Source organism: Pseudomonas sp. LB1P83 (genome assembly GCF_054897885.1).
This window is the reverse complement of sequence record NZ_CM142709.1, coordinates 4,839,021-4,865,809: the sequence shown is the minus strand read 5'-3', so window position 1 is coordinate 4,865,809 and position 26,789 is coordinate 4,839,021. Positions and strand designations below refer to the sequence as shown.

Sequence of the window (26,789 nt, the reverse complement as noted above, 5' to 3'; positions counted from 1 at the left end):
TCAGGCCAGCTGCCGGTAGTCCTGGCGCACGGGTTGCGGGGCGGTTACCTGTTGCATGAAACGGTGCTGGATGAAGTCCGCGCTCAGCTCCACGACACGGCGGTATTGCAGGTCGACGGTGATCATGTGGTAGCAGTCGTCGAGCAGGATCTTCACCACCGGGCCACCGAGTTTGCGTTCCACATAATCGGCGTTCCAGCGGCTGGTGATGTCGTCTTCGCGCGAGTGCAAAACCAGCGCTTGAGTGGTGATCTGCGGCATGCGTTTTTTCACCGCGGCCACCAGCCGATGCAGTTCCCGGACACTCACCCCGGACATGGTCAGCAGCCCGGCATTGCTGCTTTCACCGGCCTTCATCTGCCGCTCGACGATGGCGCGCAAGCGTTCGTCCTTGATGCCGAACGGAGATTTTTCGTTGAAGCGGCACAGGTGGACGCCATACGGAATCGCCATCAGCAACGGTGTGAGCACGGCGACTTTGGGCATGTTCCAACCGTCGTAGCGCAGGGTGGTCGAGTACAGCAGCAAACCTTCGATCTGCCCCGGATGCTCGGCGGCCAGGTACATCGACAGCACCGCGCCCATCGACAAGCCGCCGACGAACACATGCTGATGTTTGCGCCGCACACCGATGAAAGTGTTGCGCGCGCTCTCGTACCAGTCGCGCCACCCGGTGGCTTGCAGGTCGGCGTTGTCCCCGCAGTGGCCGGCCAGGGTCGGCACGTAGACCGTGCAACCGGCCTTCGCCAGGCCCATGGCGACCCGGCGCAACTCGGTCGGCGTGCCGGTGAGGCCGTGGATCAACAACACCGCGACCTCCCCGTTGCCGAGAACGAAACCGGCGCTGCCTTCGCCCATGTCGATCTCTGCTGCACTTGAAAAAAAATCGTTCATCGTTTCATCGCCCGATGCAGCAGACGGTCGAGCAACGCGATGCCGAGGTCGATTTCCGGGTAGCTGATTTCCAGCGACGGCGCGAGGGTGATCACGTTCTTGTAGTAACCGCCCACATCGAGGATCAGGCCCAGGCGTTTGCCGTCGATTTCGATGTCGCCCTTCATGCCTTCTTCGACCATGAAATCCAGGGTGGCCTTGTCCGGCGTGAAACCGTCCGGCCCACAGATTTCACAGCGCAGGGCCAGGCCCAGACCGTCGACGTCGCCGATGATCGGGTAGCGTTTCTGCAAGTCTTTCAGGCCTTCGAGGAAGTATCTGCCCTTGTTCATCACCATCGCACCGTAGTCGACTTCGCTGGTCATCTTGAACATTTCCAGACCCACCGCCGTGCCCAACGGGTTGGAGGCGAAGGTCGAATGGGTCGAGCCTGGCGGGAAGATTTTCGGGTTGATCAGCTCTTCCTTGGCCCAGATACCGCCCAACGGATTGAGACCATTGGTCAGCGCTTTGCCGAAAACGATGACGTCCGGTTTGACGTCGAAGTGCTCGATCGACCACAGCTTGCCGGTGCGATAGAAGCCCATCTGGATTTCATCGACCACCATCAAGATGCCGTGCTGGTCCAGCACATGCTTGAGTTCGCTGTAGAAGTTCATCGGCGGAATCACGTAGCCGCCGGTGCCCTGGATCGGCTCGACGTAAAACGCGGCGTATTCGCTCTGGCCGACTTTCGGGTCCCAGACGCCGTTGTATTCGGTCTCGAACAGGCGGGCGAATTGCTGCACGCAGTGGCTGCCGTACTCTTCCTTGGTCATGCCTTTCGGGCCGCGGAAGTGGTACGGGAACGGGATGAAATTGGCGCGCTCGCCGAAGTGGCCGTAGCGGCGGCGATAGCGATAGCTGGAGGTGATCGACGACGCGCCGAGGGTCCGGCCGTGGTAACCGCCCTCGAAGGCGAACATCAGGCTTTTGCCGTTGGTGGCGTTGCGCACCACTTTCAGCGAGTCCTCGATGGACTGCGAACCGCCGACGTTGAAGTGCACACGACCGTCGAGGCCGAACTTGTTCTTCGCGTCCACGGCGATCATTTCCGAGAGCTCGATCTTGCCTTTGTGCAGGTATTGGCTGGCGATCTGCGGCAGGGTGTCGATCTGCTGTTTCAGCGCGTTGTTCAGGCGCGGGTTGGCGTAGCCGAAGTTGACCGCCGAGTACCACATTTGCAGGTCGAGGTAGGCCTGGTCTTCGGTGTCCCAGACGTAGGAACCTTCGCAGCGACTGAAGATGCGCGGCGGATCTATGTAGTGAACGGTGTCGCCGTAGGAGCAGTATTTGGCTTCTTTATCCAGAAGGACCTGGTCTTCTGCGGTGGCGATTCGAATATCAGACATGGTGGAAGAGTTCCTGTGTTTCTACGTTGAAGGAGGTGGCGTTGGCGGCGTTGGCCCTGTCGTTGGTATGGCGCAGCAGAGCGAGCAACGCAGGCAGTTCGGCGAAGCTGTCGAAGCGGGCGTAGGCGATGCCGTTACGCTCGCAGTGCTCGGCCAGGCGATCCTTGGCGAACACGAAATCGGCAGTGGCGGCCACGCACATGTCGGACTGGCCGTCGCCGATCACCAGCACCCGTTTGGTGCTAGGGGTGGATTTGCATTTGCAGTTGCCGGAGGCGGCGCGGCAGGCGTCACTGGCATGCGGGAAGTCGATGCGCCAGCTCTGGTGGTCGAGTTGGCGCAAGCGGTTGGCGAGGATCGGCAAGAGGCTGACGTAGTTGCGCGCCAGGATCCGTGCGATACCTTGCTCGATGCCGTCGCTGACCACTTCAAGGGACGCGCCGAGGCCGATCACGTGGTCGACGAAGTCGGGGAAGTCCGGGTCGATCTCGATGGTGTCGAAGAACCCGAGCAGCTCGGAAGGTGTGGCCTTGACCAGCGAGAGCTGGCGGCTGAGGCATTCACGCGAACCAATGTCGCCCGCCAGCCACTCGTTTTCGATCGCTTCCCAGCTCGGGTCGGCGAACCGCTGGAGGATGCTGTCGATCACGTCGGTGCGGGTGATGGTCCCGTCGAAATCACACACGATATGCCAGTCATTCATCTCGGTACCTATTGGGCAGAATGCGCTGTTTGCGCTTGCCAAGGGGGTAGAGCAGGGACTGTGCCAATCGGGTTTGGCCCAGCGGGGCTGGGGTTTTGGCGTGTGTGGGTGTCGGCGAAGCTACAATTTTTGTAGGTCGCTACAAACAACATGAGTGCTTGCGCGGGACGCGCGATTCGGGGATTGATGCGCGCATGTCCAGTTCAAGGAATTGCCTCATGTCGAGGATTACTGTTGCTCTATTCGCCGCGCTGACGTGCCTCTCGGCCAACGTTTCAGCGGACGGCATTACCGGTGAGGCAGGGGTTGGCCTCAGCTATCAGCCACACGATCCGACCGGCAGCCGCTACGAAACCCGGCCGGTGCCGTACCTCGATCTGGACTGGGGCGATGTCAGCCTCAGTACTGATGACGGGCTGACTTGGGACGCATTGAGCACCAATGGTTTCAGCGCCGGACCGTTCGTGAATTACCTGCCGGGGCGCACCTCCAACGGCGAGCTGCATGGCTTGCGCGACGTACCTGACATGGGCGAAGTGGGCGGCTACGTGCAGTACGCGCCGGCTGATTTCTGGCGGGTGTTTGCGTCGGTCGGGCAAGCAGTGGGCGGGCGCGGCGGCCAGGGCGGGGTGTTGGGGCGCGTCGGCGGGGAGGTGGGTTATCCGCTGGGTGGCGGGGTGATTGGCAGCTCCAATCTGACCGTGCATTTTGCGGATGCCCGGCAGAATCAGACGTTTTTTGGAGTGAGTGGCGAAGAGTCTCAGGCTTCAGGGATTCGGCCGTACAACGCCGGTGGTGGATTGCAGAATGTGGCGTTGACACAGAGCTTTGAGTTTCCATTGGCGCCGCAGTGGTCGTTGCTGACGAGCGCGAGCTGGATTCACCTGACGGGGTCTGCGGCGGATAGCAGCATTGTCAAAGAGGTCGGGGATACCAACCAGGGTGAAGTACAGGCGGCACTGGCCTACAAGTTCAACTGAGCACTTGTGGCGAGGGAGCTTGCTCCCGCTGGGCTGCGAAGCGGCCCCGAAATCTGATAACTCGTTCCTCCAGGAGTACCGCGTTAGCCTGTTTTACGACTGCTGCGCAGCCGAGCGGGAGCAAGCTCCCTCGCCACAGGTGTTGAGGTGAATTTCAGGTTTCTTCACCCTCGGCCAGCAACGCAATCCCACCCATAATCACCGCCACACCCACCCAGTGCAGCACGCTGATCTGCTCGCCCAGCCCCAGCCACGACCCGAGCAACACCCCGACAAACACCAGCGAACTCAGCGGAAACGCCAGGGACAAACTGCTGCGCCGCAAGATCAGCATCCACACGAAAAACGCGCCGATGTAGCAGGCAATCGCGAACCACACCCCCGGATTAACCGCCACGGCCAGCAGCCATTGCAGGTTGAAATCCATCTGCCCCAGCTGATCTCCACCGACCTTGGTGGCGATCTGGCCGGCGCTTTCAAAGCCGATCAACAGCGCCCACAGCACCACCGTGCCGAGGCGCTCATGCAGCCAGTCGGTCTTCCCTCTGATCATCGATTGAGCCTCATGCATGGGCGACACACACGAGCATCACGCCCGCCGTAATCACTAACGTTCCGAGCCAGCGCCGCCGGCTGACGGTCTCGCCGAGGATCAGTTTGCCGGCCAGCACCACGCCGCAATACGCCAGCGCCGCTGCCGGAAACAACAGACTCAGGGGCGCCCGGGACAGGGCTTCGAGCCAGACGAAAAATTCGATCACGTAAGCGCCGATTCCGCACCACAACAGCGGCGCGTTGAACACCTGGCCCCAAAACGCATTCAGTCGAAACCCGCCTTCGAGTTCCGGCAAACGGTCCAGGCCGAGCTTGAAACAGAGCTGGCCGATGACGTCCAGCACAATGGAAAACGCCACCAGCACAATCACGGTGTAGGTCATGGAAACAGCTCCTCGAACAGATCGATCAAGGCCTGATTGGTCGCCGAATTGCGCAGCAGATCGGCTTCGCTCCAGCGTTCGGCCGGGGGCTGGTCGGACTTGGCTTCCCAGCGTTTGAGCGCGTTGCTGAAGGCCGGGCGGGCGTACTCGCCGCAGATGTCGATGCCGATGATTCGCTTGCTGGCCGCCAAGGCCCTGATGGCTTGCAGCAAATGGCTCAGGCGCATGCCGCCCTGGTCCCAATTGGTCGCCGCGTCTTCGCTGGCCAACACGTCCTTGTCGACGGTGATCCACACCGCGCGGGTGGGCAGGCTGGCGATCATCTGATCGAGAAACACTGGCCAGTCGAGTTCCGCCAGATTGCGCCAGTGCAGCAGGTTTTCCTGCTGTTGATGCCCGGCGCCGTCACCGACCCGCCCCCAGACTTTCGAGGGCGGGTGCTGCCACGGAAACAACTGCAACACGCCGCGTTTGAGCGCTTTTACATTGCCGCCCTTGAGCTGCGGATTTTGCAGGTCGTCGCTGCACGGGCCGAGGGTGACGATGCGCTGGACGTTTGGCAGTTTCAGCGCCTGATTGACCCACGAACCGCAATGCCGGCGCGGCGCGAAGCGGACCCAGTCGGGGTGATTGTCGAAGTGGATCAGGCTCACCGGTTCCGGCAAATCAGTCAGGAAAGCCGGGGTCAGATGGTGGTAATCACCAGAGCCGACGAAGAAAATTTCCGGTTGTGGGCCGATGTGCCGGGGCCGTTGCTGCAAGCGTTCGGCGAAGCGGCGCCAGGTTCGTTCGCTGGACCACAGGCGCAGTTTCGGGCCGAGGTCGAGCAGGTCGAGACGTTTGGCACGGCCGCTGTCGAGCAGCCATTTGATGGGCGCCTGGGCAGTCAGGCTGTGGTCGAGATCTAAAATGTTCAAGGTCGCAATTCACCCTTGTCGGACCCTCCCAGACACCGGCTTCATCGATCATGAAGGCCGGCCGAGGGGGCTTTTGGGGGTAAATGCAAGGGACGGGCCAGCCACCAACCATCAGACACCGCAGACCTTGTAGGAGCGAGGCTTGCCCGCGAAGGCGGTGTCCAGCCGCAAGAGATGCGTCGGATGTACCGGCCTCTTCGCGGGCAAGCCTCGCTCCTACAGAGGGGAGGTGCTAGACGTGGAGGCGGACCCAGACGGTGACGAGGAGGGTGGCCGCCATCAGCCACGCGACGGCCGCGACCGCTAACGAAGCCTCTAGCCGCATCCGGTCGACCATCACATACAACGTCGCCAGATAAACGAAGTACGGAATGATCGACCACATCCCGAACACGATGGTGGTTTTCAAATCATCCAGCGAACGTCCCTTGCCGACGATGTAATGCGCAATCAGCGCAAAGGTCGGAAACAGCGGCACAAGGCCTGCGATGTAATAGTTTTTGGTCTTGGCCAGTGCAGCCAGAATCACCACGACAGCCGCACCCAGCGCCGCTTTCAGCATCAGGTCCATCAGTGGCTTAGCCCGTATTTTTTGACTTTGTCGAACAGCGTGGTCTTGGCCATCCCCAGTTCCAGGCTGGCCTGGGTCAGGTTGCCGCCGCTACGTTGCAACGCGTCGCTGAGCAAATTGCGTTCGAACGCTTCCACCGCTTCGGCGAAGGCCAAACCCTGATTGCTGCCGCTGGCGCCGGACTTCTTGAACGCCGGCAGGCCGAGGGCAAAACGTTCGGCAACGTTACGCAGTTCGCGCACGTTGCCCGGCCAGTCGTGGCTCATCAGGTTCGACAGGGTCTGGTTGTCCAGGTCCGGCACGGCGCGGTCGAAGCGCAGGGACGACTGCTGCAGGAAGTGTTCAAACAGTTGCAGGATGTCTTCGCGACGTTCGCGTAGCGGTGGCAGTTCCAGGGTCACCACGTTCAAGCGGTAATACAGGTCGCTGCGAAACTCGCCGGCCTTGCTCGACTCGTCGAGGTCGGACTTGGTCGCCGCAATCACCCGACAATCCACGGCCACGCTCTGGTTCGAACCCAGGCGTTCAAGGGTGCGTTCCTGCAACACCCGCAGCAGTTTGATCTGCAAGGGCAGGGGCATGCTTTCGACTTCGTCGAGGAACAGCGTGCCGCCGTCGGCGTGTTCGATCTTGCCGATGCGCCGTTTGCCAGCACCGGTGAAGGCATTGGCCTCGTGGCCGAAGATTTCGCTTTCGAACAGGTTCTCCGGCAAGCCGCCGCAGTTCAGCGCGACGAACTGTTTGGTGTGCCGACGACTGAAGTCGTGCAGGCAGCGCGCAACCAATTCCTTGCCGGTGCCGGTCTCGCCCTCGATCAGCACGTTGGCCGACGTATCGGCGACGTTGGCGATCAGTTCACGCAGGTTCTGCATGGCCGGCGAACGGCCGATGATCCGGCCTTCCAGGGAATCGCGCTCCGCCAGTTGCCGACGCAACGAAGAGACTTCCCGGGCCAGGCTACGTTGCTCCAGCGCGCGACGGGCGACATCCACCAAGCGTTCCGGCGAGAAGGGTTTCTCCATGAAGTCGTAAGCGCCTTTCTGCATCGCGCCGACGGCCATGGAGATGTCGCCGTGGCCGGTGATCAACACCACCGGCAGGCTGCGATCGCGGGCCTTGAGGCGGGTCAGCAGCTCCAGGCCATCGATGCCCGGCAGGCGAATGTCGCTGATGACGATGCCGGCAAAGTTGTCGCCAACCCGTTCCAGCGCTTCTTCGGCACTGCCCACGCCCACGCAGGGAATGTCTTCCAGGGTCAGCGCCTGCTGGCAGCCGAGCAGCACATGGGGGTCGTCTTCGACGATCAGCACACTAAGGTCGTTGTTCATATTGGCTCGGCGTGAGTGGGGCTTACCAACGGTAAACTGAGGACGAAGGTGGTACCACCGCTGGCCGGGTGCTCGACACCCAGATGCCCGCCGGTGGCAGCGGCCAGGCTGGCGGAAAGGGTCAGGCCGAGGCCCAGGCCTTGTTCGCCGGGTTTGGTGGTGAAGAAGGGTTCGAACAAGTGCTTGCGCGCTTCGGTGTCGATGCCGTGGCCGTTGTCGCGTACCCGAAGGCGATATTTGCCATCGAACTCCTCGCCTTCCAGCCACAGCTCGGGCAAAGGTTGAGCCTGCATGGCGTCGAGGGCGTTGCCGATCAGGTTGACCAGAATCTGCTCGAGGCGGGTCTGGTCGATCTGCACCTGCACATCATTAAAGTCACGATGCACTTGCAGATGCGCGCTCTCCACGCGACCGCCCAGCAGTTGCAAGGCGGCGTCCATCGCTTTGCCGAGGCTGGCCCGGCCTTTGTCGTCACCGCGACGGGCGAAGGAGCGCAGGCTGGCGGTGATCCGGCCCATGCGGTCGATCAATTCGTTGATGGTCTTGAGGTTGGTGCTGGCGACATCCAGCTGACCGCGTTCGAGAAAGCGCACAGTGTTGCCGGACAAGGTGCGCAGCGCCGCCAGCGGCTGGTTCAGTTCGTGGGCGATGCTGGTCGACATCTGCCCGATGGCGGCGAGTTTTCCGGCCTGCACCAGTTCATCCTGGGCGCGGCGCAACGTCTCTTCGGCCTGACGCCGTTCGCGGATCTGGCCCTTGAGGCGTTCGTTGCTGGCGCGCAGGTCGGTGGTGCGTTCGGTAATCCGACGCTCCAGTTGATTGTTCGCTTCCTGCAGGGCTTCACGGGCGGCGAGGCGGGTGGCGATCACTTTGCGCCGCTCGTTCCAGGCAATTAGCAGGAACGCCACGAGGGCAAATGCCACCGCCACCAGAATCCCTTGGTTGATCGCTTCACGGCGCAAATCCTGTAGCGGCGTGAGCAGGGTGAAGTTCCATGGGGTGTCGCTTAGCGGGCGGGTTTGCGAGAGGTAGCTGATGTCCTCTTGATCGGATTCCACTTCGCTGTTGGCGGGGAAGGTCAGTTTTTCCTCGCCTTCGGCCAGTTTTTCCCGGGCCAGCGGTTGCAGTTCGTTCAGCGGGAACCAGTAGTACTGAAGGCTGCGAGCCAGTTTTTCTTTGGTTTCGTCGCTCAAGGGCACAACCGACTTGAGCCGTCGCGCCGGATCGCTGGACAGAATGATGATGCCGTTCTCGTCGCTGACGAAGGCTTCGAGGCGTGCGCGTTGCCAGCGTTCTTCCATGGCTTCGAGGCGCACCTTGACCACCGCGACGCCGATGATTTTGCCGTGCTCTTCCAGGCCGTGGGCCAGGTAGTAACCGGGTTCGCCGCTGGTGCTGCCGATGCCGTAGAAGCGCCCCGGCTGACCGCGCACGGCGTTCTGGAAATAGGCGCGAAAGGACAGGTCTTCACCCAGGTAACTGTCGACATCGCGCCAGTTGCTGGTGGCCATGACGCGGCCGGTGGTGTCCATCACGTAGATAGCCCGACTGCGGCTGCGCCGGTTCAGGCCTTCGAGGTAGTCGTTGACGGTCTGCCGGTGTTCCGGTGACGGGTCGGCCAGCAGTTTTGAAACACTGGATTCAAGTTCCAGCAGGCTGGGGAGGTAGGTGTACTTGCTGATCTCGCTCTCGACGGCGCGGGCGTGCAGTTCGAGCTGACGCTGGCCGTTCTCGCTGAGGCTGCGAATCCCGTAGTGTTCACTGACCCAGAAGCCGAGGTAACCCAGTCCGATCATCAGGGCGATGACCAGCGGTGGCAGGAACAGGTGGCGAATCAGACGGGGTTTCACGGCGAGTGATGGCGGCGCGGCGCGATAGAGAGTGGGGTCGCATTTCATCACAGATGCCTTGGGTCAACCAGCTTGCTCTGGTTTCCAGTCGAACGCGGAACCTGTGGCGAGGGAGCTTGCTCCCGCTCGGCTGCGAAGCAGTCGTAAAACCGGCAAATGCGGTGTGTCAGACAAAAATGCATTTGCAGGTTTTGGGGCCGCTGCGCGACCCAGCGGGAGCAAGCTCCCTCGCCACAAGGGCAAGCCAGTACCGTCTTAGTGCTGCAGAATCTTGTTAAGGAAATGCTGTGTACGCTCGGCGCGGTGGCTGATGTCGCCGAAGAACTCTTCTTTCTTGCAGTCTTCGATGATCTTGCCCTGGTCCATGAAGATCACGCGATCCGCCACTTTGCGGGCGAAGCCCATTTCGTGGGTCACGCACATCATGGTCATGCCTTCGTGGGCCAGTTGCACCATTACGTCGAGTACTTCGTTGACCATTTCAGGGTCCAGCGCCGAGGTCGGTTCGTCGAACAGCATGACGATCGGGTCCATCGCCAGCGCACGGGCAATTGCCACGCGCTGTTGCTGGCCACCGGAGAGCTGGCCCGGGTGCTTGTGGGCGTGAGCCGAGAGGCCGACGCGCTCAAGCAGTTGCAGGCCTTTCTGGGTGGCTTCTTCCTTGCTGCGGCCCAACACCTTGATCTGCGCGATGGTCAGGTTTTCGGTGATGGTCAGGTGCGGGAACAGTTCGAAATGCTGAAACACCATGCCGACGCGCGAGCGAAGTTTCGGCAGATTGGTCTTCGGGTCGGCGATGGACGTGCCATCGACCACCACGTCGCCTTTCTGGAACGGTTCCAGTGCGTTGACGCATTTGATCAGGGTGGATTTGCCGGAGCCGGACGGCCCGCATACCACGATCACTTCGCCTTTTTTGACCTCGGTGCTGCAGTCAGTCAGTACCTGGAAGTCGCCATACCACTTGTTGACATTCTTGATAGAGATCATACGGCAAACCTTTTTTGCAGACGCTTGACCAGCAGCGAGGCGGCAAAGCTGATTGTGAAGTACACGAGACCTGCGAAGATCAGGAACTCATTGGAGCGACCGATGATGTCGCCACTGGCACGCGAGGCATTGAGGAAGTCCACCAGGCCGACCGCGTAGACCAGCGAAGTGTCCTGAAACAGGATGATGCTCTGTTGCAGCAACAGCGGGGTCATCTTGCGGAACGCTTGCGGCAGGATGATCAAACGCATCATCTGGCCATAGCTCATGCCCAGCGCTTGCGCGGCGCCCATCTGACCCTTGGGGATCGACTGCACACCGGCCCGGACGATTTCGCAGAAGTACGCCGCTTCGAACATCATGAAGGCCACGATGCAGGAGGCGAACGCGCCAATCGGGGTGTCTTCGCCGGTGATCCAGCGCAGCACGAACGGCACCGCCAGGTAGAACCAGGTGATGACCAGCAGCAACGGGATCGAACGGAAGTAGTTGACGTAGGCACCGGCGATGTTCGACAGCAGCTTGCTGTGGGACAGGCGCATCAAAGCCAGGATCGTGCCGAGGATGATCCCGCCGACAACGCCCAGCGCCATCAATTGCAGGGTCATGACCATGCCGTTCCACAGACCCGGCAGGGACGGGATGATGCCCGAGAAGTCGAATTCCATCATTTACCCCCTACGGAGATCAGGCCCGGTACGGCAACTTTCTTCTCGACCATGCGCATCAGCAGCATCAGGCTCATGTTCAGGGTGAAGTAGATCAGCGTCGCCAGGGTGAAAGCTTCGAACAGGTTCGCGGAAAACTCGGCGGTCTGTTTGGTCTGTGCGAGCAATTCCATCAGGCCGATCAGCGAGGCGACGGAGGTGTTCTTGAACACGTTCAAGAATTCCGAGGTGAGCGGCGGAATGATGATCCGGTAGGCCTGGGGCAGCAGCACGTTCCAGTAGATCTGTGGCAGCTTGAAGCCCATGGCGCGAGCGGCCGCTTCCTGGCCTTTGGGCAGCGCCTGGATGCCGGTGCGCACTTGTTCGCAAACGCGGGCGGTGGTGAACAGGCCCAGGCAGACAACAACGCTGAGGAACGCAGAGGTGGTCGGGTTCAGGTCCTGTTTGTACCAGTCCTGCAGGTTTTGTGGCAGCAGATCGGGTACCAGGAAGTACCAGATGAACAGCTGAACCAGCAGCGGCACATTACGGAAGAGTTCGACGTAGCAGGTCGCGATGCCCGATACGATGCGATTCGGCACGGTGCGCATGACGCCCAGGATCGAGCCCAGCGTCAGCGCGATGATCCAGGCCACGATGGCGATGGCGATGGTCCAGCCCAGACCGGTGAGGTACCAGTCGAGATAAATCTCGCTGCCCACGCCGGTGGACTTGAAGAACACGCCCCAGTCCCAGTTGTAATTCATTAGGGTCTCCCCTCAGATCGATCGATGTACAAGTGCCCGCCTGGGGAAGCTCCGTTCCCGCCCAACCATAGTAGTCAGGCACACACGAGCGGCTCGACAGCCACCGGTTCGAGTGTTTCCAAAAATGCCAGCAGGGAGTGACTACCTCCTGAAAGGGCAGCGGCCCTTTCAGGAGGTAAGGTTAGTCAGAAATCAGGATTTCTTGTCGTCAGCCGCTTTATCGGTCGGATTGGCGATCAGGGCCTTGAGCTCGTCGCTCATCGGGAAGTTCAGGTTCAGGTTTTTTGGCGGGATTGGCGACATGAACCATTTTTTGTAGATTTCGTTGATCTCGCCCGACTTGTAGGTCGCAACAATCGCGTCGTCCACGGCTTTCTTGAACGGTGCGTCGCCCTTGCGAACCATGCAGCCATAGATTTCGTAGGACTGCGGGTCACCGGTCACTTCCCAGTCACTCGCCTTCTTGGCTTTGGCCGCTTCACCGGCCAGCAGCGCGTCGTCCATCATGAATGCGACGGCACGGCCCGATTCCAGCATCTGGAAGGATTCGCCGTGGTCTTTGGCGGAGATGACGTTCATGCCCATCTGCTTGTCGGCGTTCATCGACTTGAGGAGGCGCTCGGACGTGGTGCCCGCGGTGGTCACGACGTTCTTGCCTTTCAGGTCGTCGAAATTCTTGTACGTGGAGTCTTTCTTGGAGAGAAGACGCGTACCGATCTCGAAGATGCCGACGGAGAAGTCAACTTGTTGCTGACGCTCCACGTTGTTGGTGGTGGAGCCGCACTCGACGTCCACGGTGCCGTTTTGCACCAGCGGGATACGGGTTTGCGAGGTCACGAGGTTGTATTTGACCTGGAGGTTCGGCATGTCCAGGTCTTTCTTGATGGCTTCGACGATTTTCAGCTGGATATCGTGGGAGTAGCCGACCGGTTTGCCGGAAGCGTCCGCGATATAGGAAAACGGAATGGAAGCGTCACGATGCCCGAGGGTGATGGTGCCGGACTCTTTGATCTTCTTCAGTGTGCCGGTGAGCTCGGCAGCGAAAACTGGAGTGCTAATCAGAGCGGCAGCAATGGCTGCGCCCAGGATATGGGGAACGATGCGCATCAAATTTTCCTCGACATTGTTTTTTTTATGGAGCCAGTTCATCGGCCCTTTTGTGCTTCGAATGCCTGATGGTTCCTGAAGTGGGGTGCAACAGGCATTCGTCCAAGAGTGTAGAGCATGACTCGTGCCAGGCCAGGCGACAAGGATCAAGCTATTGATTTATAAGATTATTAAATATTTATGGCGTTAATTTTTGCGCAGGATAATCCGGTTAACCGAATCGACCGACAGGTCGCGTTCGGAAAACCGAATGCAATCTATCGACTTGCGCATATTCCCTGTAGGAGCGAGCCTGCTCGCGATGAGGCCATCAGATCCAGCATTGATGGCGCCTGACACTCCGCTATCGCGAGCAGGCTCACTCCCACAGGGGGGATAGGTATCTGGCGGAATGCAAAAAAGCCCCTGAATCGTGAGATTCAGGGGCTTTCGTTCAAGCGGATCGGCGATCAGGCCGCTTCGATCTTGCTGCGATTCTGCTCGACCTTGCTCAGGTAATCCGCCAGTTTCTGCTGTTCGGCGGGGGTGGTGAACAAGCCCAGCTTGCTGCGACGCCACAGAATGTCATGGGCGGTGGTCGCCCACTCTTCGCTGCACAGGTAATCGACTTCGCGGGTATAGAGACCGCCGCCGATGTGTTCGCCCAGGTCGCTGAGGTTCTGCACGCCTTCCATCATGCGCCAGGTGCGGCTGCCATAAGTGGTCGCCCAGCGGCGTGAAATTTCAGACGGGACCCAGTCGAACTTGTCGCGAATCAGCGAGCTCAACGCCTGCGGGGTGGTCATGTCTTCACCGCCCGGCAATGTCGCGCTAGCGGTCCAGGTTGGCTTGATGTGCGTGAAGTACGGCGCCAGTTGTGCCAGTGCCGACTCGGCCAGTTTGCGGTAGGTGGTCAGCTTGCCGCCGAACACCGACAGCAATGGCGCTTCTTCGCCAGTGCCCGAAAGCGCCAGGGTGTAGTCGCGGGTGACGGCCGACGGGTTGTCGGATTCGTCGTTGCACAGCGGACGAACACCGGAATAGCTGTGCAGGATATCGTCGCGGCTGATCTGCTTCTTGAAGTGGGCGTTGACCACTTTGAGCAGGTAATCGGTTTCGCCTTCGGTGATCGCCACTTTGGCCGGGTCGCCGGTGTATTCGCGATCGGTGGTGCCGATCAGGGTGAAGTGGTTCAAGTACGGAATGGTGAACACGATGCGCTGATCTTCGTTTTGCAGAATGTGCGCGTGTTCGCCTTCGTACAGTTTCGGCACGATCAGGTGGCTGCCTTGGATCAGGCGAATGCCGTACGGCGATTCCATCTTCAGGTCGTCACGAATGAACTTGGCGACCCACGGGCCGGCAGCGTTCACCAGAGCCTTGGCGCGGATCGAAAACAGGCTGCCATCGGCGCGTTCCAGGTGCAGATGCCACAAACCCTTGGTGCGACGGGCGCTGACGCAACGGGTCTGGGTGTGAACGTGGGCGCCTTTCTCGCGGGCGGCCATGGCGTTCAGTACCACCAGGCGCGCATCGTCGACCCAGCAATCGGAGTATTCGAAGCCTTTGGTGATTTCGCTTTTCAATGGGCTGTCCGGACCGAACTTCAGGCTTTTCGAACCTTCGAGTTTTTCCCGCTTGCCGAGGTTGTCGTACAGGAACAGGCCGGCGCGAATCATCCAGGCTGGTCGCAGGTGCGGACGGTGCGGCAGCACGAAGCGCATTTGCTTGACGATGTGCGGCGCCTTGGCCAACAGCACTTCGCGTTCGGCGAGGGCTTCGCGCACCAGGCGGAATTCGTAATGTTCGAGGTAGCGCAGGCCCCCGTGGATCAGCTTGCTGCTGGCCGATGAAGTGTGGCTGGCCAGGTCATCCTTTTCGCAAAGGAACACCGAAAGGCCGCGGCCGGCGGCATCCGCTGCGATCCCCACGCCATTGATCCCGCCACCGATGACGGCGATGTCGTAGACCTCAGCGAGAGGGGGCGTAGGCAAGGTAGAAGTGGGCATCGGCTGGCCTCGGGCTCTTTTGATTTTCTGTATTGGAATACGAACATTAATGTTCATTTGCGAAAATAGTAGCCCATTAAACCGCCCACAGCCAGTCAACTTCGATTGAAAATACTGATCGAAGGGCCGAGAAAGGAAAATTTACGAACATTGAACGTGGAGAGGAGGGGAGGTGGCGCGTGCTGTTGTAGGAGCCAGGCTTGCCGGCGAAGGCGTACTCAAGGCCGCCTTCGCCGGCAAGCCTGGCTCCTACGAGGTTGTTTAACCGCCTTCGGTGTTAAACAACCTCCAACCGAATCTTGTGCTGACTCAACAACTGCGCCAACGCCGGCACAGGCTGCTGATCGGTGACCAGGCAATCAATCAGGCTGATCGGCCCCAGACGAATCATCGCGTTGCGCCCGAATTTGCTGGAGTCAGCCGCCAGAATCACCTGCCGGGCATTGGCGATGATCGCCTGCGACACCCGCACTTCCTGATAATCGAAGTCCAGCAAGCTGCCGTCTTCATCGATACCGCTGATGCCGACCAGGGCAAAGTCGACCTTGAACTGGTTAATGAAGTCGACACTCGCCTGACCGACCACGCCGCCATCGCGCCGCACATTGCCACCGGTCAGCAGAACGTCGAAGTCGTCCTTGGCGCTGAGCATCGAGGCCACGTGCAGGTTGTTGGTGATGATTTTCAGGTGGTTGTGGTTGAGCAGCGCCCGGGCAATCGATTCGGTGGTGGTGCCGATATTGATGAACAGCGAGGCGTGATCCGGAATCTGAGCCGCAATGGCTTCACCGATACGCTGCTTTTCATCGCGCATCTGGTCGGCGCGCATGGCGTAAGCGGTGTTTTCGACACTGGAATCGTAGGCCGCGCCGCCATGGTAGCGACGCAACAAATTGGCTTCCGCGAGCTGATTGATATCGCGGCGGATGGTCTGCGGTGTAACGACGAACAGCGTGGCCATTTCCTCGATGCTGACATAGCCGCGTTCGCGGACCAGTTCGAGGATTTGCTGCTGACGGGGAGGCAGATTCATGGGGCTTCCTTTGGCTGCCGTGCAAAATTTGCCCATGATGCCGCAGGAATCCGCTCCCGACCAGTTACAACCCTGCTGTTGGCTTATTCAGCGCCTTCATGCGGTTCCCAGTCGCGGGTGCGGCTGACGGCTTTTTTCCAGCCTGCGTAGAGTTTTTCCTTGGCGGTTTCGTCCAGGGTCGGTTCGAATTCGCGTTCGATCACTGCCTTGCCGCGCAACTCATCCAGGCTGCCCCAGAAACCGCACGCCAGGCCGGCCAGGTAAGCCGCACCCAATGCGGTGGTTTCGCGCATTTGCGGACGCTCGACCTGAGTGCCGAGAATGTCAGCCTGGAACTGCATCAGGAAGTTGTTCGCGACCGCGCCACCGTCCACGCGCAGGGATTTCAAGCGTTCGCCGGAATCCTGTTGCATGGCGTCCAGAACATCGCGGGTCTGATAGGCAATCGACTCCAGCGCTGCACGAATGATGTGATCCACACGTACGCCGCGGGTCAGGCCGAAAAGGGCGCCACGGGCATACGGGTCCCAGTACGGTGCGCCGAGACCGGTAAAGGCTGGCACCAGGTACACGCCGTTGCTGTCCTTGACCTTGTTGGCGAAGTATTCGGTGTCGTGGGCATCGTTGATGATCTTCAGCTCGTCACGCAACCACTGAACGGTCGAACCACCGTTGAATACCGCGCCTTCCAGTGCGTAAGCCACTTCGCCACGCGGGCCGCAGGCGATGGTGGTGAGCATGCCGTGCTTGGACTTCACGGCTTTGTCGCCGGTGTTCATCAGCAGGAAGCAGCCGGTGCCGTAGGTGTTTTTCGCCTGGCCTGGCTCGACGCACATCTGGCCGAAGAGGGCCGCTTGCTGGTCGCCGGCGATGCCGCCGATGGCGATGCCGCTTTTGGTGTGGCCATAGATTTCGGACGAGGACTTCACTTCCGGCAGCATCTCGCGCGGAATATCCAGCACCTCCAGCATCTTCTCGTCCCACTCAAGCGTGTGGATGTTGAAGAGCATGGTGCGCGAGGCGTTGGTGTAGTCGGTAACGTGGACCTTGCCGCCGGTAAATTTCCAGATCAGCCAGCTGTCGACGGTGCCGAACAGCAATTCACCTTTGCGCGCACGCTCGCGGCTGCCTTCGACGTTGTCGAGGATCCATTTGAGTTTGGTGCCGGAGAAGTACGGGTCGGTGACCAGGCCAGTAGTGTCGCTGATGTATTGCTCGTGGCCATCGCGCTTGAGCTGCTGGCAGATTTCGGTGCTGCGGCGGCACTGCCAGACGATCGCGTTATAGATCGGGCGGCCGGTGGTCTTGTCCCAGACCACGGTGGTTTCGCGCTGGTTGGTGATGCCGATGGCCGCGACCTGGTCGTGATGCAGGCCGGCTTGCGCCAGGGCCTCGACCATCACGGCGCTTTGGGTGGCGAAGATTTCCATCGGGTCGTGTTCGACCCAACCGGCTTGCGGGTAATGCTGGACGAATTCGCGCTGGGCGGTGCAGACCACGTTCGCGTCACGATCGAAAATAATCGCGCGGGAGCTGGTCGTACCCTGATCGAGGGCAATGATGTAGTTCTTATTCTGAATGTCGGTCATGTCGATTGCCTTGGACGAAAAAAGGGAGAGAGGTCCGGCGCGCGATCTTATGGGCAGGATCACGCGCCTACGGTATCAAGAAGTTCTTGGTTTGCCGTCAATGGCCGGTGTTGCGTCCTTTGTAGCAGGTGTGGCGTTGGGCAGATGACGGGCAATCAGCCCGCGATACGCGGCAGCGCCGAGGCAGGCACCGACAATCGGTGCAAAAATCGGAATCAGGAAATACGGGATATCGCGGCCGCCAGTGAGGGAAATTTCACCCCAGCCGGTGAAGAAAGTCATCAGCTTCGGACCGAAATCACGCGCCGGGTTCATCGCAAAACCGGTCAGCGGGCCCATCGAGCTGCCAATCACCGCAATCAACAGGCCGATCAGCAGCGGTGCCAGAGGCCCCTTTGGCAGACCATTGTTGTCGTCGGTCAGGGACATGATCACGCCCATCAGGATGGCGGTGATGATGACTTCGACCAGGAAAGCCTGGGCGGTGGACAGGGCCGGGTTGGGGAAGGTGGAGAACACCGACGCCAATTCGAGGCTGGCCTGGGTGCCACGAACCATATGGTGAGTTTGTTCGAAATCGAAGAATAAATTGCTGTACAGCGTGTAGACCAAAAATGCCCCGCAGAACGCGCCGGCAATTTGAGCGAGGATATAAAACGGCAGTTTGCGCTTTTCGAAGTCGGCAAAAATGCTCAGGGCAATGCTCACGGCAGGATTGAGGTGAGCCCCGGAAACCCCAGCGGTCAGGTAGATCGCCATGCTCACGCCGACGCCCCAGATGATGCTGATTTCCCATAGGCCAAAGCTGGCACCCGCGACTTTGAGCGCAGCAACGCAACCGGTGCCGAAGAAGATAAGCAGTGCAGTGCCCAGAAACTCGGCCATGCATTGGCTTGAGAGCGACGGTTGTTGTAAAGCAGTTGTCATTGAAAACCTCGTTTTTGTTGTTGTCTGGCGCTTCTTTCATCATGGCCAAAGCGCGTTTTCCACCGAGGCAGAATCCCCATCCTGTTCTCGGCCTGCTGCTGGGTGCTGCGATGACACATTCGTACGGTATTCAGATTCGAAAAAATATAGACAAGAAACGCCGCTGTCAAAGGTCGAAAGTGAACCGTCAGTCACAATTCAACTATTAGTCACGTGAATGATCGTATCGTTCACGCAACGGCCTTAACCTGGACGAACGGCGCAAGGCGCTGCCAAGCCTTTGAAACAGTGGCGCAATAGAGCCTTTTGCCGATCAATGTCCTAGAATTCAGCGCAGGATTTTTCTACTGCCGCCCAGTCTGGAGCTGCCATGACCCCCGCATTGGATTTGTTGAAAAAAGTTCGAGCCGAACATCGCGTGCACAGTTATGAACATGATCCGAAGGCTGCGTCTTATGGGCTGGAGGCCGCGGAGAAACTCGGACTGGACCCGGCTCAAGTGTTCAAGACCCTGCTGGCGGCTAGTGAGAAAGGTGAATTGCTGGTGGCGGTGGTGCCGGTCGTCGGAAGTCTGGATTTGAAACATTTGGCTCACGCTGCTGGCGTGAAAAAAGTCGAAATGGCCGATCCTGCCGCGGCGCAACGCGCGACGGGTTACCTGTTGGGCGGTATCAGTCCGTTGGGGCAGAAAAAGCGTTTGCGCACCTTTATCGACAATTCGGCACAGCCCTTTGCCAGCATTTTTGTCAGCGCCGGTCGACGCGGTCTGGAGGTGGAATTGGCGCCGGCCGTGCTAGCCGAACACACCCAGGCAACGTTCGCTGATATCGGCCGTGCCTGACGAGGGCTTCCGGCTCGGCGCTGTATGGTGGAAATTGACGGGCTCTGTCACTGGTGTCGGGTTGGCGGCAGCTTCATGCTCCGTGGCCTGACAAAGGGAGAAGGTTATGCAGCTTGAGTTTCATCAGGTCGATGCGTTCAGTGATCGGCCGTTCAGTGGCAACCCGGCGATGGTGTATCGGCTCGAGGCTTGGCTCGCCGATGAGTTGATGCAGAAGATCGCCGCCGAGCACAACCTCGCCGAAACCGCCTTCGTGGTGCGCGAAGGGCAGGGCTGGCATATTCGCTGGTTTACCCCGACCACTGAAGTGCCGTTGTGCGGTCATGCGACCCTGGCAAGCGCGTATGTGTTGTTTGAAATCTATAAGGAACCGGTCGAGCGCCTGGACTTCTTCTGCAAATCCGGCCCGCTGAGTGTGAGTCGTGAGGGTGGGCGCTTGTGGCTGGATTTCCCGGCCATCGTGCCGTCTGAAGTGGGCGTGACCCTGGATGTCGAACGCGCCTTGGGCGTCGGAGTGGTCGATGTGCTGGGTTCAAATGAATTGTTCGTGGTGCTGGAGTCCGAGCAGGCTGTGCTCGATTGTCAGCCCGACATGGTCGCCCTGGCCAAGCTTCCGTGGCCGGGCGCCATCGTCACCGCCAAGGGCAGCAAGCATGATTTCGTGTCCCGATACTTTGCCCCGGCGATTGGCATCAATGAAGACCCGGTGACCGGTTCGACCCATTGCAGTTTGATCCCGTATTGGTCGAAGCGGTTGGGCAAGTCGAGTCTCAGCGCTTATCAGTGCTCGAAGCGAGGCGGGGAGTTGTTCTGCCGGCTGGAAGGGGATCGTGTGAAAATCGGCGGGAATGCGACGCTGGTTGCGAGCGGAACACTCATTCTCGCCTGATATCCTGTAGGAGCGAGGCTTGCCCGCGAAGGCGTAGTGTCAGGTAATGATGATATCGACTGATACGACGCTTTCGCGGGCAAGTCGGATCGCCGCACCGCTCGCTCCTACAAAATCAGGTATCAGCTGGTGGTGCTGTAACGGCGGACACCGGACTCTACCGCCGGGATCTGCGCCGCCGTGCTGCCTGACGCCTGGAACAGCACCAGATGCTCAGCCGCAACTCGAATACCGACTTCGGCACCAACTTGATGATCAGCATGGCTCGGGAAAATCGATTCAAGCTGTGCACCGGTCGGCATCTGCAAACGGTACAACGTCGATGCCCCCTGGAAAGACTTACCGACAATCCGCGCCTTCAAACCGCTGTCGGGTGCGTAAACGATATCGTCCGGGCGCAGCAACACGTCTACCGCACCGCCCACTGGCCAAGTGTAGGCACGATTACCGCGTAACTCTCCCAGTTCGGTCTGCACCGACTCCGGGCTGCTCAACTGGCCGCGAATGAAATAACCCTGGCCAATGAAGCTGGCCACAAACGGTGTCAGCGGTTCGTGATACAGGTTGTAGGGCGTGTCCCACTGTTCCAGCCGGCCTTCCTTGAAAACCCCCACGTGATCGCTCACTGCGAAGGCTTCTTCCTGGTCGTGGGTCACCAGAATCGCGCTGGTACCACGGGCCTTGAGAATGTCGCGCACCTCATGGCTGAGCTTGCGCCGCAGTTCGCCATCAAGGTTGGAGAACGGTTCGTCGAGCAACAGCAATTGCGGTTCCGGTGCCAGTGCGCGGGCGAGTGCGACACGCTGTTGCTGCCCACCGGACAACTCATGCGGGAAGCGTTTGCCGAGGTTTTTCAGGTTGACCAGTTCCAGCAGTTCTTCGGTGACGCGATCCTTTTGTGGATGCTTGCGGATTCCGAAGGCGATGTTTTCGGCCACGCTCAAATGTGGAAACAGGGCGTAGTCCTGGAACACCATGCCGATCCGTCGTTTCTCCGGGGCGAGGGTGAAACCGGCGCGGGAGATGGTCTCGCCCGCCAGCGTGATTTCACCTTCGTGCACCGGTTCGAAACCGGCAATTGCCCTTAGCGTGGTGGTCTTGCCGCAGCCCGAAGAGCCCAGCAGGCAACCGATATCGCCGGCATTCAAATGCAGGTTGAGGTTTTGCACCACTCGCTGGTCCTGATAGCCGCAAGCGAGGTTGCGCAGTTTAAGCAGTAATGGATGGCTCATGCGTGGTGGTACGAAGGCGGGACGAGAAACTCGAGCAGGGCCTTTTGTGCGTGAAGACGGTTTTCCGCTTGATCCCAAGCCACGGATCGCTTGTCATCGAGCACGTCGAGGCTGATTTCCTCGCCACGGTGGGCCGGCAGGCAGTGCATGAACAGCACATCCTCGGCAGCCAGGTCGAGCAGGGCGCGGGTGACCTGGTACGGTGCGAACAGCTTCAGGCGCTTGGCGGTTTCTTCTTCCTGGCCCATGGACGTCCAGACGTCGGTGCTCACCAAATGAGCGCCACGCACGGCCTCCTTCGGATCGCGGACGATAGTCACGCGATCACCGGCCGTGGCCACGAATTGCGGGTTGGGCTCAAAACCTTCAGGGCAGGCAATGCGCAACTGGAAGTCGAACTGGATCGCCGCTTCTATATAGCTGTTGCACATGTTGTTGCCGTCGCCGATCCAGGCCACGGTCTTGCCCTGGATCGAGCCGCGATGTTCGAGGAATGTCTGCATGTCGGCCAGCAACTGGCATGGGTGCAGGTCATCGGACAGGCCGTTGATCAGCGGAACGCGTGAATTGGCGGCGAACTCGGTCAATGTGCTGTGGGAAAATGTACGGATCATCACCGCATCGAGCATGCTCGACATGACAATGGCGGCGTCGCCGATCGGTTCGCCACGGCCCAGCTGAGTGTCGCGCGGCGACAGGAAAATCGCCTGGCCGCCGAGCTGGATCATGCCGGCCTCGAACGAGATGCGGGTGCGCGTGGAGGACTTCTCGAAAATCATCCCGAGCACGCGGTTTTTCAGAGGCTCGAACAGTACGCCGCGGTTACGCAGGTCCTTGAGCTCAACGCCTCGACGGATCACGCTGACCAGCTCTTCGGGCGTGCAATCCATCAGGGAGAGAAAGTGCCTTGCGCTCATCATTGACTACCTTTTTGCAACAGACCGCAGATACTCAAAGCCTTGTTTAACTGAAAAACGGGCGAGACCTGCGGCGTAAGCCGCACGGGGCGACGAAATAGGGGGAGGCGCGATATTGACATTAAATGTCGCGTTTTTCCAATAGGGGGCTGTTTTTACAGCTTCCAACATGTTTCAAGCTTTACAACCGTTTGAGCTGTGCACCGTGGCATTGATCCAGGTTGCGCAGGCCCAGAGCAACATTTGTACACGTTGCCGAAGCTGGAATGCAATAAATGCCGTGATCAGGCTCGACATCCGACTAAGAGTGACAGACCCGTTGAGCAGCGCTCTCTGCCCTCGAACTGCGCTGCGTCAGTGGCGCCGTTTCAAGGTGGCGGAGTCGTTTGCTGTTACGTTTTCAGGTGCCGGGTATCGGGCTGCGCTCGGGTATTATCCGCCCCATTGCGGATTCTCGACTGCGTAAAGTCAAACACTCCCAGGGAGGGAGCGCTGTATGGCGATCAATAAAACCGGACACACTGGCCTTACGCGACTTCGTCGTGTTTCCCCGGCATTCGATATGGCTGTGATTTCCACGGTCATGGGCTTCGCGATTATCGCCAGCACGATTTACCCGGGCGTTCCGAGTGCCGTGGTTGGCGCCATCGTCGGCGCTTTTATCGGCGTGAAGAATTTCAAGGATGACGCGATTGCAGATTGATTCAACCCAGTTTTTGGTATTGGGAGGATTGATCGCAATTGGAATCTATCTGGGGGCTTCACTACTCGCCCGGTCGACGCCCGACCTGAAGCATGGCGCTGCGTTGGTGGTCGCGTGGTTCACCGTGGTGAGCGTCATTGATATTGCTTTGCAGGTTTATCAAGCCGAGCCTCATCAGCTGGGCATCCTGGCAAACCAGAAAGCGATTATCCTGATCGGTTCCGGCGTCATGCTTTGGCTGGCTGTCGGCGGAATATGGACGGCATTGACCTCACCTCTTAAAAAGAAGGCGCTGAAGATTTCTCAGCCTCAGTGAGTATGTCTGTGTGGCCGTACTCATGTTTTGACAAAGCCTCAAGGCGCCGGCTGTCACTGTGTCAGGCCTGAAACATTTGCTTATGCAAAGTGCTGGGTTATAACTAACTCACGAGTGACGCAGGAAGCCTTCGGAATGGAATCGAAAGAACAGCTGTTAATGGATTTACTCGGCCTCACGGCCCGTTCCTTGACCCACCTCACTGCTTCCATGACGTCGATGTCCTTCGAGTTGATGCGCAGTGACGACGAAGTGACCAAGGCGGCCGGTCGACGCATGATCGACCGCATGGCAACCATCAGCACGGGGCTCGACGAGCACTGGCGACTGATCGGCGAGCTCACCGGCGTACATGTCGCCCAGGAACAGATCGAAACCGTCCAAGAGATCCAGTTGCAGGCGCCGCCCCGGTTACCGCCGAACTGATTTATGCGTGGCCATCGGCTGGCCTGATGGTCGCCGATTCACAAGACGAACGTCGCTGGCGCAGTCGCGGATCACGCGCCATAGTTTTGTTCCCGCGGCTGATATTGCCCGCCCAGAACAAAACAGAGACTGGCCATGACCAAGACTCTCCATCACCGTGCCTGCCACCTGTGTGAGGCCATCTGCGGCCTGACTATCGAGACTTCCGAGGTCGAAGGCCGTGGCGTGCAGATCACCTCGATCAAGGGCGATCCGCTGGATACGTTCAGCCGTGGGCATATCTGCCCCAAAGCGGTTGCCCTGCAGGACATTCAGAACGATCCGGATCGACTGCGTCAGCCGATGCTGCGAGTGGGCAGCGAATGGCAGCCTATCGAGTGGGAAGACGCCTTCCGCCTTGTCGCTGAGCGCCTGGCGGCGATTCAAGAGCATCACGGGCAGAACGCGGTGGCGGTTTATCAAGGCAACCCCAGCGTGCACAACTATGGCTTGATGACCCACAGCAATTACTTCCTGGGCCTGCTGAAAACCCGCAACCGGTTTTCCGCGACCTCGGTCGATCAGTTGCCTCATCACCTGACCAGCCATTTAATGTACGGCCACGGCTTGCTGTTGCCGATTCCGGACATCGACCATACCGATTTCATGCTGATTCTTGGCGGCAATCCTCTGGCTTCCAATGGCAGCATCATGACCGTGCCGGATGTGGAAAAACGTCTGAAGGCGATTCAGGCCCGGGGCGGCAAAGTGGTGGTGGTCGATCCGCGTCGCAGCGAAACGGCGGCGATGGCCGATCAGCATCTGTTCGTGCGCCCCGGTGGCGATGCGGCGCTGTTGTTCGGCTTGCTCAACACCTTGTTCACCGAAGGCCTGACCCGCGACAGTCATTTACCGGTTGACGGTCTGGAAGACGTGCGTCAGGCGATCGCGACATTTACCGCCGACACCATGAGCCCCTTGTGTGCGGTGCCGGCAGAGCAAATTCGCCAACTGGCCCGGGATTTCGCGGCGGCGCCGACTGCGGTCTGCTATGGGCGGATGGGCGTCTCGACCCAGGCTTTCGGCACGCTGTGTCATTGGCTGGTGCAACTGATCAACCTGGTCACCGGCAACCTCGACCGCGTCGGCGGTGCGTTGTGCACCGAACCGGCGGTGGATCTGGTGGCCTCGACGTCGGGCGGGCATTTCAATCTGTGGCAGAGTCGCGTGTCCGGGCGTCCCGAGTACGGTGGCGAATTGCCGGTGTCGGCGCTGGCAGAAGAGATGCTGACGGGTGGGGAAGGGCAGGTCCGTGCGCTGATCACCGTCGCCGGCAATCCGGTGCTATCCACACCCAATGGCCGACAACTGGAACAGGCGCTGGACGGGCTGGAATTCATGGTCAGCATTGACCTGTATATCAATGAAACCACGCGCTATGCCGACCTGATCCTGCCGTCGACCTCGGCGTTGGAAAACGATCACTACGACACCACGTTCAACATGTTCGCGGTGCGTAACGTGACCCGTTTCAACCGGGCGATCCTGGGCAAACCTGAAGGTGCGTTGCACGACTGGGAGATCTTTGTTGGCCTGGCCCAGGCCTTTGCGGCGAAGACCGGCAAGGAGCTGAAACCGACCATTCCACCCGCGCAGATGATCGATCGTGGTCTGCGGATGGGGTTTTATGGCGATGCCTCGCCACACAAGCTTTCGTTGGCGACGCTGTTCGATCACCCGCATGGCGTCGATCTGGGTCCGCTCAAATCCAACCTGGCCCCACGCCTGAAAACCGCCAATCAGCGAGTCCAGGCCGCGCCGGCCGCGATCCTCGCCGACCTGGCCCGCTTCGCCACGCTGCAAGCACCGGCTGCTGAAGAATTGCTGATGATTGGCCGCCGCCATGTGCGCAGTAACAACTCGTGGATGCACAACTATCACCGTCTTGTGAAGGGTAAGCCGCGCCATCAATTGTTGATGCACCCGGATGACCTGGGCAGTCGTGGACTCAGCGATGGGCAGCGTGTGCGGGTCAGTTCGCGGGTCGGCGTGATCGAAGTTGAAGTGCTCGCCAGCCTGGATATGATGAAAGGCGTGGTCAGCCTTCCTCACGGTTGGGGCCATGCGCGCCCTGGCGTGCAGATGACGATCGCCAGTGGTCAACCCGGTTCCAGCGCCAATGACCTGACCGATGAGTGTCAGCTCGACGAGTTGTCGGGGAATGCGGCGTTGAACGGTGTTCCAGTGACCGTGGCGGCGGCTTGATCGTGTCTGTCGGGCAGACCGAGCATGGCGCTCGGCTTTCCGTTACAATGCGCCACCGTGCCGACCCTTGAGTCGGAAAGTTCAGCCGAGGTGCTCCATGGATATCATCGAAACGATTAAAGAGCAGATTGCTAACAACACCATTCTGCTTTACATGAAAGGTTCGCCGAATGCCCCGCAGTGTGGCTTCTCCGCGAAAGCCGCGCAGGCCGTGATGGCATGTGGTGAAAAGTTTGCGTACGTGGACATCCTGCAGAACCCGGAAATCCGCGCCAACCTGCCAAAATACGCCAACTGGCCAACCTTCCCGCAACTGTGGGTCGGTGGTGAGCTGGTCGGCGGTAGCGACATCATGACCGAGATGGCTGCTGACGGTTCGTTGCAGACCACGATCAAGACTGCTGTTGAAGCGGCTGCTGCGAACAAGACCGAAGCCTGATTCGGTACCTTTTGTAGGAGCGAGAGTTGCCCGCGAAAAGGGCGCCTCGGTCTATCAGGAAATACCGCGTCATCGTTCTTCGCGAGCAAGCATCGCTCCTACAAGAGAGATCATTAAAAAGCCCCGCCTCTTTAAAAGAGAGCGGGGCTTTTTACTGTCTCG

General features: G+C 59.6%; 27 protein-coding genes. 8 read left to right on the top strand and 19 right to left on the bottom strand.

Features of this window, described 5'->3' with window-relative positions; genetic code table 11:
- From ACYZTY_RS22285 to ACYZTY_RS22275, 3 genes are read right to left on the bottom strand one after another with little or no spacing between them, the layout of a single operon-like run.
- On the bottom strand, nt 1-894 hold the full coding sequence (locus ACYZTY_RS22285; protein ID WP_461955501.1) for an alpha/beta hydrolase: 894 nt from the start codon (nt 892-894) through the stop codon (nt 1-3).
- Nucleotides 891-2,285 carry an aspartate aminotransferase family protein gene (locus ACYZTY_RS22280; RefSeq protein ID WP_461955500.1) on the bottom strand — a complete coding sequence of 465 codons (1,395 nt, stop codon included), beginning with the start codon at nt 2,283-2,285 and terminating at the stop codon, nt 891-893. Before ACYZTY_RS22280 ends, ACYZTY_RS22285 begins: the two co-directional genes overlap by 4 nt.
- Nucleotides 2,278-2,988: an MtnX-like HAD-IB family phosphatase gene (locus ACYZTY_RS22275; protein ID WP_461955499.1), complete on the bottom strand. Its 711-nt coding sequence runs from the start codon at nt 2,986-2,988 to the stop codon at nt 2,278-2,280. Before ACYZTY_RS22275 ends, ACYZTY_RS22280 begins: the two co-directional genes overlap by 8 nt.
- A gap of 218 nt (nt 2,989-3,206) precedes the next feature.
- Here ACYZTY_RS22275 and ACYZTY_RS22270 point away from each other — a divergent pair, with 218 nt between their 5' ends.
- Nucleotides 3,207-3,968, top strand: coding sequence for a MipA/OmpV family protein (locus tag ACYZTY_RS22270; RefSeq protein ID WP_461955498.1), 762 nt, complete (start codon nt 3,207-3,209; stop codon nt 3,966-3,968).
- A 154-nt stretch (nt 3,969-4,122) separates the two neighbouring features.
- Here the strand turns inward: ACYZTY_RS22270 and ACYZTY_RS22265 are convergent, their stop codons facing one another.
- From ACYZTY_RS22265 to ACYZTY_RS22200, 14 genes are all read right to left on the bottom strand, one after another.
- The gene (locus ACYZTY_RS22265) at nt 4,123-4,521 is read right to left on the bottom strand and encodes a DMT family transporter (protein WP_176457759.1); all 399 of its coding nucleotides are present in this window, start codon (nt 4,519-4,521) and stop codon (nt 4,123-4,125) included.
- A gap of 10 nt (nt 4,522-4,531) precedes the next feature.
- Nucleotides 4,532-4,906: a DMT family transporter gene (locus ACYZTY_RS22260; protein ID WP_461955497.1), complete on the bottom strand. Its 375-nt coding sequence runs from the start codon at nt 4,904-4,906 to the stop codon at nt 4,532-4,534.
- The gene (locus tag ACYZTY_RS22255; protein ID WP_461955496.1) at nt 4,903-5,823 is read right to left on the bottom strand and encodes an arginase family protein; all 921 of its coding nucleotides are present in this window, start codon (nt 5,821-5,823) and stop codon (nt 4,903-4,905) included. The genes ACYZTY_RS22260 and ACYZTY_RS22255 overlap by 4 nt, the downstream gene beginning before the upstream one ends.
- Before the next feature lie 232 nt (nt 5,824-6,055).
- Nucleotides 6,056-6,385, bottom strand: coding sequence for a GlpM family protein (locus ACYZTY_RS22250; RefSeq protein ID WP_461959376.1), 330 nt, complete (start codon nt 6,383-6,385; stop codon nt 6,056-6,058).
- An 8-nt stretch (nt 6,386-6,393) separates the two neighbouring features.
- Entirely contained in the window at nt 6,394-7,674 is a 1,281-nt protein-coding gene (gene aauR, locus ACYZTY_RS22245; RefSeq protein ID WP_232252234.1) for a two-component response regulator AauR, read from the bottom strand.
- A gap of 44 nt (nt 7,675-7,718) precedes the next feature.
- Nucleotides 7,719-9,620, bottom strand: coding sequence for a two-component sensor histidine kinase AauS (aauS, locus tag ACYZTY_RS22240; RefSeq protein ID WP_461955495.1), 1,902 nt, complete (start codon nt 9,618-9,620; stop codon nt 7,719-7,721).
- 207 nt (nt 9,621-9,827) lie between these two features.
- A complete protein-coding gene (locus ACYZTY_RS22235) occupies nt 9,828-10,562 on the bottom strand; it encodes an amino acid ABC transporter ATP-binding protein (protein ID WP_461955494.1) in 735 nt (244 codons plus the stop codon).
- Nucleotides 10,559-11,230, bottom strand: coding sequence for an amino acid ABC transporter permease (locus ACYZTY_RS22230; RefSeq protein WP_253405805.1), 672 nt, complete (start codon nt 11,228-11,230; stop codon nt 10,559-10,561). Before ACYZTY_RS22230 ends, ACYZTY_RS22235 begins: the two co-directional genes overlap by 4 nt.
- Entirely contained in the window at nt 11,230-11,976 is a 747-nt protein-coding gene (locus tag ACYZTY_RS22225; protein ID WP_461955493.1) for an amino acid ABC transporter permease, read from the bottom strand. Before ACYZTY_RS22225 ends, ACYZTY_RS22230 begins: the two co-directional genes overlap by 1 nt.
- Nucleotides 11,977-12,168: 192 nt before the next feature.
- Complete coding sequence (locus ACYZTY_RS22220) at nt 12,169-13,083, bottom strand: glutamate/aspartate ABC transporter substrate-binding protein (protein ID WP_461955492.1); 915 nt, start codon at nt 13,081-13,083, stop codon at nt 12,169-12,171.
- A 449-nt stretch (nt 13,084-13,532) separates the two neighbouring features.
- Nucleotides 13,533-15,071, bottom strand: a complete 1,539-nt coding sequence (gene glpD, locus ACYZTY_RS22215) for a glycerol-3-phosphate dehydrogenase (protein WP_461955491.1) — start codon at nt 15,069-15,071, stop codon at nt 13,533-13,535.
- Between the two features lie 277 nt (nt 15,072-15,348).
- Entirely contained in the window at nt 15,349-16,104 is a 756-nt protein-coding gene (locus ACYZTY_RS22210) for a DeoR/GlpR family transcriptional regulator (RefSeq protein ID WP_007916700.1), read from the bottom strand.
- A gap of 83 nt (nt 16,105-16,187) precedes the next feature.
- Nucleotides 16,188-17,693 carry a glycerol kinase GlpK gene (gene glpK / locus ACYZTY_RS22205; protein ID WP_461955490.1) on the bottom strand — a complete coding sequence of 502 codons (1,506 nt, stop codon included), beginning with the start codon at nt 17,691-17,693 and terminating at the stop codon, nt 16,188-16,190.
- 75 nt (nt 17,694-17,768) lie between these two features.
- Entirely contained in the window at nt 17,769-18,620 is an 852-nt protein-coding gene (locus tag ACYZTY_RS22200) for an MIP/aquaporin family protein (RefSeq protein WP_461955489.1), read from the bottom strand.
- 370 nt (nt 18,621-18,990) lie between these two features.
- Here ACYZTY_RS22200 and ybaK point away from each other — a divergent pair, with 370 nt between their 5' ends.
- Nucleotides 18,991-19,461, top strand: a complete 471-nt coding sequence (ybaK, locus tag ACYZTY_RS22195) for a Cys-tRNA(Pro) deacylase (protein WP_461955488.1) — start codon at nt 18,991-18,993, stop codon at nt 19,459-19,461.
- Between the two features lie 106 nt (nt 19,462-19,567).
- Nucleotides 19,568-20,350, top strand: a complete 783-nt coding sequence (locus tag ACYZTY_RS22190; RefSeq protein WP_461955487.1) for a PhzF family phenazine biosynthesis protein — start codon at nt 19,568-19,570, stop codon at nt 20,348-20,350.
- 122 nt (nt 20,351-20,472) lie between these two features.
- Here ACYZTY_RS22190 and ACYZTY_RS22185 read toward each other — a convergent pair whose 3' ends face one another.
- A complete protein-coding gene (locus ACYZTY_RS22185; RefSeq protein WP_461955486.1) occupies nt 20,473-21,582 on the bottom strand; it encodes an ABC transporter ATP-binding protein in 1,110 nt (369 codons plus the stop codon).
- Entirely contained in the window at nt 21,579-22,499 is a 921-nt protein-coding gene (gene argF / locus ACYZTY_RS22180) for an ornithine carbamoyltransferase (protein ID WP_461955485.1), read from the bottom strand. Before argF ends, ACYZTY_RS22185 begins: the two co-directional genes overlap by 4 nt.
- Nucleotides 22,500-22,995: 496 nt before the next feature.
- Between argF and ACYZTY_RS22175 the strand changes: the two genes are divergently transcribed.
- The 5 genes from ACYZTY_RS22175 to grxD all read left to right on the top strand — a co-directional run bounded on the left by ACYZTY_RS22175 (nt 22,996) and on the right by grxD (nt 26,627).
- Nucleotides 22,996-23,202 (top strand): hypothetical protein, encoded by a 207-nt coding sequence (locus tag ACYZTY_RS22175; RefSeq protein WP_461955484.1) that lies wholly within the window; start codon nt 22,996-22,998, stop codon nt 23,200-23,202.
- The gene (locus ACYZTY_RS22170; protein WP_461955483.1) at nt 23,192-23,518 is read left to right on the top strand and encodes a hypothetical protein; all 327 of its coding nucleotides are present in this window, start codon (nt 23,192-23,194) and stop codon (nt 23,516-23,518) included. Before ACYZTY_RS22175 ends, ACYZTY_RS22170 begins: the two co-directional genes overlap by 11 nt.
- A 135-nt stretch (nt 23,519-23,653) precedes the next feature.
- On the top strand, nt 23,654-23,944 hold the full coding sequence (locus tag ACYZTY_RS22165; RefSeq protein WP_461955482.1) for a hypothetical protein: 291 nt from the start codon (nt 23,654-23,656) through the stop codon (nt 23,942-23,944).
- Nucleotides 23,945-24,079: 135 nt separating this feature from the next.
- Nucleotides 24,080-26,188, top strand: coding sequence for a molybdopterin oxidoreductase family protein (locus ACYZTY_RS22160; RefSeq protein ID WP_461955481.1), 2,109 nt, complete (start codon nt 24,080-24,082; stop codon nt 26,186-26,188).
- A gap of 97 nt (nt 26,189-26,285) precedes the next feature.
- Complete coding sequence (gene grxD / locus ACYZTY_RS22155; RefSeq protein ID WP_140668353.1) at nt 26,286-26,627, top strand: Grx4 family monothiol glutaredoxin; 342 nt, start codon at nt 26,286-26,288, stop codon at nt 26,625-26,627.
- Nucleotides 26,628-26,789 lie beyond the last annotated feature (162 nt).

What these genes read in the sequence shown, in the direction of transcription:
- grxD (WP_140668353.1), top strand. Translation starts at nt 26,286, where the DNA reads ATGGATATCATCGAAACGATTAAAGAGCAGATTGCTAACAACACCATT.
- aauS (WP_461955495.1), bottom strand. Translation starts at nt 9,620, where the DNA reads ATGAAATGCGACCCCACTCTCTATCGCGCCGCGCCGCCATCACTCGCC.
- ACYZTY_RS22185 (WP_461955486.1), bottom strand. Translation starts at nt 21,582, where the DNA reads ATGAGCCATCCATTACTGCTTAAACTGCGCAACCTCGCTTGCGGCTAT.
- ACYZTY_RS22225 (WP_461955493.1), bottom strand. Translation starts at nt 11,976, where the DNA reads ATGAATTACAACTGGGACTGGGGCGTGTTCTTCAAGTCCACCGGCGTG.
- ACYZTY_RS22175 (WP_461955484.1), top strand. Translation starts at nt 22,996, where the DNA reads ATGGCGATCAATAAAACCGGACACACTGGCCTTACGCGACTTCGTCGT.
- ACYZTY_RS22160 (WP_461955481.1), top strand. Translation starts at nt 24,080, where the DNA reads ATGACCAAGACTCTCCATCACCGTGCCTGCCACCTGTGTGAGGCCATC.
- ACYZTY_RS22270 (WP_461955498.1), top strand. Translation starts at nt 3,207, where the DNA reads ATGTCGAGGATTACTGTTGCTCTATTCGCCGCGCTGACGTGCCTCTCG.
- ACYZTY_RS22230 (WP_253405805.1), bottom strand. Translation starts at nt 11,230, where the DNA reads ATGGAATTCGACTTCTCGGGCATCATCCCGTCCCTGCCGGGTCTGTGG.
- glpD (WP_461955491.1), bottom strand. Translation starts at nt 15,071, where the DNA reads ATGCCCACTTCTACCTTGCCTACGCCCCCTCTCGCTGAGGTCTACGAC.
- ACYZTY_RS22265 (WP_176457759.1), bottom strand. Translation starts at nt 4,521, where the DNA reads ATGATCAGAGGGAAGACCGACTGGCTGCATGAGCGCCTCGGCACGGTG.
- ybaK (WP_461955488.1), top strand. Translation starts at nt 18,991, where the DNA reads ATGACCCCCGCATTGGATTTGTTGAAAAAAGTTCGAGCCGAACATCGC.
- ACYZTY_RS22165 (WP_461955482.1), top strand. Translation starts at nt 23,654, where the DNA reads ATGGAATCGAAAGAACAGCTGTTAATGGATTTACTCGGCCTCACGGCC.
- ACYZTY_RS22220 (WP_461955492.1), bottom strand. Translation starts at nt 13,083, where the DNA reads ATGCGCATCGTTCCCCATATCCTGGGCGCAGCCATTGCTGCCGCTCTG.
- glpK (WP_461955490.1), bottom strand. Translation starts at nt 17,693, where the DNA reads ATGACCGACATTCAGAATAAGAACTACATCATTGCCCTCGATCAGGGT.
- ACYZTY_RS22250 (WP_461959376.1), bottom strand. Translation starts at nt 6,385, where the DNA reads ATGCTGAAAGCGGCGCTGGGTGCGGCTGTCGTGGTGATTCTGGCTGCA.
- ACYZTY_RS22235 (WP_461955494.1), bottom strand. Translation starts at nt 10,562, where the DNA reads ATGATCTCTATCAAGAATGTCAACAAGTGGTATGGCGACTTCCAGGTA.
- argF (WP_461955485.1), bottom strand. Translation starts at nt 22,499, where the DNA reads ATGAGCGCAAGGCACTTTCTCTCCCTGATGGATTGCACGCCCGAAGAG.
- ACYZTY_RS22190 (WP_461955487.1), top strand. Translation starts at nt 19,568, where the DNA reads ATGCAGCTTGAGTTTCATCAGGTCGATGCGTTCAGTGATCGGCCGTTC.
- ACYZTY_RS22260 (WP_461955497.1), bottom strand. Translation starts at nt 4,906, where the DNA reads ATGACCTACACCGTGATTGTGCTGGTGGCGTTTTCCATTGTGCTGGAC.
- ACYZTY_RS22200 (WP_461955489.1), bottom strand. Translation starts at nt 18,620, where the DNA reads ATGACAACTGCTTTACAACAACCGTCGCTCTCAAGCCAATGCATGGCC.
- ACYZTY_RS22285 (WP_461955501.1), bottom strand. Translation starts at nt 894, where the DNA reads ATGAACGATTTTTTTTCAAGTGCAGCAGAGATCGACATGGGCGAAGGC.
- ACYZTY_RS22280 (WP_461955500.1), bottom strand. Translation starts at nt 2,285, where the DNA reads ATGTCTGATATTCGAATCGCCACCGCAGAAGACCAGGTCCTTCTGGAT.
- ACYZTY_RS22275 (WP_461955499.1), bottom strand. Translation starts at nt 2,988, where the DNA reads ATGAATGACTGGCATATCGTGTGTGATTTCGACGGGACCATCACCCGC.
- ACYZTY_RS22210 (WP_007916700.1), bottom strand. Translation starts at nt 16,104, where the DNA reads ATGAATCTGCCTCCCCGTCAGCAGCAAATCCTCGAACTGGTCCGCGAA.